Source organism: Chamaesiphon sp. VAR_69_metabat_338 (assembly GCF_031423935.1).
Taxonomy (GTDB): Bacteria; Cyanobacteriota; Cyanobacteriia; order Cyanobacteriales; family Chamaesiphonaceae; genus Chamaesiphon.
In genome coordinates this window covers 1-6,153 of the sequence record NZ_JANPGM010000187.1, presented here as the reverse complement: position 1 = coordinate 6,153, position 6,153 = coordinate 1, and the positions used below count along the sequence as shown (strand labels likewise).

Annotated in this window: 6 protein-coding genes; all 6 read right to left on the bottom strand. The window is 50.8% G+C overall.

Annotation, left to right across the window (positions count from 1 at the left end):
* Positions 1-144: 144 nt before the first annotated feature.
* Positions 145-1,605 carry a DUF697 domain-containing protein gene (locus tag RMO84_RS05570; protein ID WP_310487485.1) on the bottom strand — a complete coding sequence of 487 codons (1,461 nt, stop codon included), beginning with the start codon at positions 1,603-1,605 and terminating at the stop codon, positions 145-147.
* Between the two features lie 399 nt (positions 1,606-2,004).
* Positions 2,005-2,379 (bottom strand): dihydroneopterin aldolase, encoded by a 375-nt coding sequence (gene folB / locus RMO84_RS05565; protein WP_310487484.1) that lies wholly within the window; start codon positions 2,377-2,379, stop codon positions 2,005-2,007.
* 121 nt (positions 2,380-2,500) lie between these two features.
* A complete protein-coding gene (locus RMO84_RS05560; protein ID WP_310487483.1) occupies positions 2,501-3,466 on the bottom strand; it encodes a KGK domain-containing protein in 966 nt (321 codons plus the stop codon).
* Between the two features lie 87 nt (positions 3,467-3,553).
* Positions 3,554-4,561 (bottom strand): c-type cytochrome biogenesis protein CcsB, encoded by a 1,008-nt coding sequence (gene ccsB, locus RMO84_RS05555; RefSeq protein WP_310487482.1) that lies wholly within the window; start codon positions 4,559-4,561, stop codon positions 3,554-3,556.
* A 111-nt stretch (positions 4,562-4,672) separates the two neighbouring features.
* On the bottom strand, positions 4,673-4,879 hold the full coding sequence (locus RMO84_RS05550) for a hypothetical protein (protein WP_310487481.1): 207 nt from the start codon (positions 4,877-4,879) through the stop codon (positions 4,673-4,675).
* A 254-nt stretch (positions 4,880-5,133) separates the two neighbouring features.
* On the bottom strand, positions 5,134-6,018 hold the full coding sequence (locus tag RMO84_RS05545; RefSeq protein ID WP_310487480.1) for a mechanosensitive ion channel: 885 nt from the start codon (positions 6,016-6,018) through the stop codon (positions 5,134-5,136).
* Between the last annotated feature and the right edge of the window lie 135 nt (positions 6,019-6,153).

Sequence of the window (6,153 nt, the reverse complement as noted above, 5' to 3'; positions counted from 1 at the left end):
CGAACCCGCCCTCCCCACTAGCGGCGGTTTTATTCGGAGGTTACCTCCGAATAAAAAAACCGACAAGACAGAAGATCGCAAATGGGTTCTGTACTAAGTGTGGATTACAGCAGATCGAGCAAGGTATCGATCGACTATAACTAGTTAAATTGCGCTAGTGGCGGTGCCATTGGGCATTAGCTGATCGACACCCTGTTTGACAAGGGTTTGGAGGTAAGCCGCTCTTTGGTTGGCTTGGAAGACCTTCTGAAGGGTATTACCGAGTAGATCGAGATTCCAGGCACGTCCCGATTCTGGGGTGACGAGATCTTGAGCTTCGAGGTATTCAACCAAAGTTAAACCAGCAATCCGAGTCAGATAAGCCGCACTCAAACCTTGTACTAATCCCCCAGCAACATAGGTTGCCGCATTAGTCTTGAGGACTCCAGCAACTGTTTGGGTGCAGAGTTCCACCAATCCTAGTTTCAACATCACGTTACCCATCGCACCAGCCGCCGCCTGTGCGTGTTCGAGTGAGAATTTCTGCTGATAGATAGCTCCGAGATCGACGACCATTTGCGCGTTAACTGCTGCCGTTGCCAGTAAATCTAGCGCGGGGACAGGATTGGCAAATGCCGCTGCACCGACGATCCACTGATTGCGATCGATTGTTGGTAAAGCGCGATCGCGTCTGACCCGATTGAGTGCTGATTTAGCCGCAACTTGGACGCCCGTAAGTTGGCGATAAGTATTTGCCCAGACTAGTTTTTCGCCCTCTTGCGCCAGGATTTGGCTGAGTTGCTGCTGGAGATTGGTAATTTCCACTGGCGGTGTTTCTAAGCGATCGATCGCCGTTCCGTCAGCTTGCAGACTGCGAACTTTAATCGGGGCTGGTGCCGTACTCGTGGCGATGATGTCGGTTGGGTTGACGATGCCAGCTACCGTCATTTGCAACTTTTGGAGAATGAGCTGACGTTCGTCGGGAAGATAGCGATCGGATTGATTTAGCAACAATACTACGCGTTGCTTGGCTTGCGCGAGCGTGCTCAAACATTTATATTCCGTCGCCGTCAGGTCGCCATTGGTGAGAAATAATACTAAATCGGCACTGAGTGCCAATTTTTCGGCGGTGGCGGTGGCAGTATCGCCGCTAGCACCACTGGTAAATAAGGCTGGTGTTTCGGTATAGCGGAGTGGTGTCGCTGCTGGAACTGGGGTCGTGGTAACGATCTGGAGCAAGCTACTTTTACCAACTCGGTGCCCGCCAGTAATCGCAATATGCCGTTCGGGTCGGGTTAGATTTGATTCAGCCTGGGTGAGTTGTTGGCGAAATAAGTCAATCTGCCCGGATTGCGGACTTTCACTTGCCAATTGACTGATGACTAATGCTACCTGCTTTGACAATCGATCGATCGATTCCCGATCGATCTCGACCTGCGCTAGGGGTATTTGTGTGCCACTCCCGCGCTGACGATACCACAAATAGCCGCCGCCAGCGGCGATCGTGCCTAGTGTCAGCCAATCGCCCACACCCGCGAGACTGTGAGAGATACTATCTAAACCCCACAAACCAAATGTAAGACCAAGTCCACCGATGAGAAGCGGACGCTGTAATCGTGCAGTCATAGATGCCCCGTCAATTCCATGCTAAAGAGTGACAATTACCTCTAGCCTACCCGATACCAGGGGCGATCGATCGGGCGGAAATCCCGATCTTTACTTAAGTTAAATAAGTCGGTTTTCCGCCGGGGGTACTTGAATGTTGGGCGGGGAGCGGGGAGCGGGGAGTTGCGGCTCGCGCACGCCTTTGTTCCCCGACGGTATAGCGAGACAGCGACGCATCGACTGGGAGGTTCCCTCCCGGTTGTGTGCGTCAAGACAAGACAAGGAGTTGCAATCGTCAAAAGGAGCGCGATCTAGAGTAGTACCATCTCCTGTAGGGGTGCCCCTTGTGGGTACCCTTCATCGATGCGGGGGTAAGCACAAGGCATTACCCCTACATAAATTATTGGTGCGTTTTATCCCTCAATCCAGCAACACCCGATTTTTTTGCCTAATTAATTCGAGCGTGATTTTGCCGCCAAAATCGGGAATTGGTGCGCCAGGTTTGTGCAGCTTTAACTCAACTTGTTGCACCATGTCAAAATCGAGAACGGTAGTAACGATCTTTTCGGCTAGTTTTTCGATCAAAGCAAACTTTGCAGTTGCAATAATGTCCTTCACGGCGACAATCACACTGCGATAGTCGAGTGTTTCCTCAATCCGATCGCTCCGTCCGGCTGGTGCCAAATCCACACTGATGCGGAGATCGACTTCAAACCATTGACCTAAAACCCGCTCCTCTGGCAAATAGCCCGTATAACCATAACATCGAATCCCAGTTAATTGAATTACATCCATAAATTAGTGAGCGATAGATCGAGATCTAAAAATCGCCAAGTCGATCTACATTTTGGGCTGAATTAGCAATACTCGCGATCGCTAATTCCGCAGCCAGCAAAGATCGATTTGGCGACTGGATCTAATTGATTCCGGGCCAATTACCTTGGTTCATTTCATTCCACACTTCATCGATTAACATCCCCGAATTTTCTGGTTTGCTACGATCTGATAAGTTGAGAAATTCTTCACTATTTTCCGTTATGCTCCCTGTTTCAAAACCGAGCAGATCGCTATCGGAAAAATCTAGACCGAGGTCTGCCAAATCCAGTTCCATCATCCCATTGGGGGTAGCACTGACACGTTCGGCTTCAGAATTACTAAAATCATAGGCAATTTCATCGATACTATGCTGGATGCTCGGCTCGCTGTAGTGGTCTTCTTGTTCTAGGGTCGTTTCGGCAAAATGGGGAATGAGTTGATGCGTATCGGTGGGATGGAGATCGGCAGGTGTCATCGCAGCAGCAGCTACAGCTCCGACAGCCGCAATGCCCGCAGCCGGGATGACAGCCGCAGCCAACGGATTGGCAGGATTGGAGTTAATCGCGACTGGCTCTACTGGCAAGCTAGCGACAGCGTTCGGATGGGATTCGGTCGCAATCGGCTCTATTGGCAAGCTAGCGACCGGGTTAGCCGCGCTCGCCACATTGCTCGGATGGGTGTCTGGAGTAGTCACTGCGACGTTATGCGGAACTGGGGGCGCGATCGCTTGTCCCACACTAGCAGGCGTTCCCGCCATCGGTATACTGGTAGCACTAGTGCCCTGCGCAGTTTTAGTAGGTTCGTCTGGGCAAAATTCCAGGCACAACCTAATTCGACCTTTTTGCCAGCCCTGAGAACCAAATCGTAAAGCTTCACACTCCACACCTTCTGGCTTGAACCAACCATTGTGCGCTTCGTTCCAGTTGGCGATCGCACTTTTGAGATGATTTTCGAGCGATTCATTCAACTCACCCACCCGAAAGGTGCGATGTCCGCTTAACACCTGGGTGTCGTTTTGCACTGAAATAACTTCGCCACTTTCCAACGATTCAAAGCGATCTTGCATAATACTCTCCGCTAACTGTGTGCAAATAAATATTTAGATTTTAATTTAATTAGCGATCGCGATTTATCTCGATCGCTAACCTCAATATTACAGGAACCACCCGTAACTATGTAATCCTTTACCCAACAAGTTCACACCCAAGTAACACACCCAGACCACTACAAAGCCCAGTGCAGCTAAAATTGCGGGTTTGCGGCCTTGCCAGCCTTTGGTAATCCGTGAGTGGAGATAAGCGGCGAATACCAACCACAGAATTAAGGCCCAAGTTTCTTTAGGATCCCAGCTCCAATAAGAACCCCAGGCTTCGTTTGCCCAGACACCACCAGCAATAATGCCAATCGTCAGCAAGGGAAAGCCCAAGCCAATGATCCGGTAGCTGATATTGTCGAGAGTGTCTGCTAAGCTCAACCGCTGTGGGGTCAAAGCAGTAGTAGTTGCAGTCATTGTCGGCAGTTCTAGGACGGCAGTCGTACCCAGATCGGTAGTGGAGAGCATCAGCGGCTCGGCCACAGGTAGACGATTTGTTTGAGTCGCCAGACTGCTGGTCAACCGATAACCACTTCCACCAAACGAACTACCCCGCAGCTCGATTTCTTGGCCGCGCGTGACAAACAAAAAGGCGATCGCCAGTACAGAACCGACGAGCAAGGTGGCATAAGATAGCATCATCACGCTGACGTGCATCATCAACCAGTTAGATTTTAAGGCGGGTACTAAAGGTGCCGATGCCTGCATATCATCGGGAAGTTTCAAGGCGGCAAAGGCGGTAATCAGCATCGCTACTGGTGCTGTGACTACGCCGACGAGCGCGCTCCGACTGATGGATTCGGCAAACAGGTGCATCGTCGTGACGCCCCAAGCCAAGAAAAACAGCGACTCGTACAAGTTGCTCAAGGGGAAATAACCAGCTTCGATCCATCTGGCACCCAGCAGGGTGGCCATACAGAGATTGGCGACGGCCATACCAGTAGTACCGAGATTTTGGAGCAATGGCACTTTGGGGAACGCAGCACCAACCCAATAAATCAGCATTGTCAGCAGCAAGATGCCAAATGAGATGTTGTCCAGTTGATTCTGGAGTGATACTAAGTTCATATCCGTGCTAATTTTTGAGTTATTTGAAATATCGATCGGATCGGAGTGGGAATTAAAACTGACAGGAGTCGAGATCTACCATCATCCCAAGTTGACGGTCTACCGATCGCGCTAATCCTGCCAATCGGGAATTACCCAGACAGGGGGAGCTGTCAACTTCTTGCGCCGCGCTTCCTCGGCGATTTCATGCATCTTGTCTAGCGAAGTTTCGTTGATAAATTTAGAAGCTGACTCGATGTGAGCTTGGTTTTGACAGCGATCGGGTTGAATGCAGCCGTTGATACAAGCTTCGCTACAGTTAATTGTCTTAGTTTCCACTGTTTCTATATAGAAAATTTAAAAGTTATTCATATTTTAGCTCAATTACCATTGAGTCTTGGTGGAGCCTCTGTGCGCAGGCAGACGCTTTTGCTGAGGCAAACGCTTCTGCGCAGGCAGACGCTTCGCGAACGCGAACGCGTTGGCAAAGCCTTGCCTTTGGCATTACGGAACGAGAATCGCGCGCAAAAAAATCAGAAACCAGCGGTGAAGGCTAGTTTCTGACGATCGAGTATTAAATTGTCGAGTTGGAATTATCGTTTGTCACGGAATCCGGTCAACCAATCCCGCAACTGTTCGGAGGCCACATCGCGACCGCCTAAACCGAAGGAAATTGCTACTGCTACCGCAATCGCACCCAACATCAAACCGAATGCTAAGTTGACGATACTAGCGGCAATCCCCATCTGTTGCAGAGCCATCGCACTGACAAAGGCGATGATTGCCAACCGAGCGATCTGGGCCAGCGTCCGCGATTGCTGCGTACCGGAACTAGAGACGACCGTGTAAGCTAGATTAGCCAAATACAGACCGATCGCAAATACGACGATACCAGAGAGGACTTGTCCGGCAATCAACAGTAAGCCATTGACCAGTTGAGTCAGCGAATCAATACCGAGGACGCCAGTAGCAGCGACAGCCGCAACCAACATCACGCCGACCCGCGCGACTAAACCAGCAACTTCCGATGGAGTCTGCTTGCTAGGAGTAGGGACGATGGTGCCGCGAGTCGTCGGTACGCCTTGGACTGGAGGAGTTGCAGTCGTGGTATCAGTTGTAGACTGATGCAGGGAATGAAGTCCCAAAGCACGGAAGATATTGTTGAAGCCTAAGCCATTGAGTAAATTAGTGACTAAATCGCCAATAAACTGACTTACGACATAAGCTACGGCCAAAATTGCTGCTGCTGTGAGAATCTGCGGAATAATATCCAAGACTCTTTGGAGCATCGAAGTGGCAGGGCCAGAAATTGCGGGAATCTGGAGAGCATCGAGGGCGGCTACTGCCGTCGGAATCAACACCATCAAGTAGACTACCGTGCCTAACAAGCCAGAGAGCGATTGCCCCGGAGCGGCTCTATTCAGGCCAATTTTGGCAGCCAATCTTTCGGTGCCAGCTGCACGTCTGGAGGTTTGCATTCCGGCAAGCTCGCAATCTCGGGAAAATTATGCAGCGTGGGCGTTCCAAGGATGTCGCACCTCTGGCGACGATCCCCGGCTTTCTGCCGGCAGCCGGCGAACATCAATCGGGTTGCGTCTTCGCCAGCCGCTGCG

What these genes read in the sequence shown, in the direction of transcription:
- folB (WP_310487484.1), bottom strand. Translation starts at nt 2,379, where the DNA reads ATGGATGTAATTCAATTAACTGGGATTCGATGTTATGGTTATACGGGC.
- RMO84_RS05570 (WP_310487485.1), bottom strand. Translation starts at nt 1,605, where the DNA reads ATGACTGCACGATTACAGCGTCCGCTTCTCATCGGTGGACTTGGTCTT.
- RMO84_RS05545 (WP_310487480.1), bottom strand. Translation starts at nt 6,018, where the DNA reads ATGCAAACCTCCAGACGTGCAGCTGGCACCGAAAGATTGGCTGCCAAA.
- ccsB (WP_310487482.1), bottom strand. Translation starts at nt 4,561, where the DNA reads ATGAACTTAGTATCACTCCAGAATCAACTGGACAACATCTCATTTGGC.
- RMO84_RS05560 (WP_310487483.1), bottom strand. Translation starts at nt 3,466, where the DNA reads ATGCAAGATCGCTTTGAATCGTTGGAAAGTGGCGAAGTTATTTCAGTG.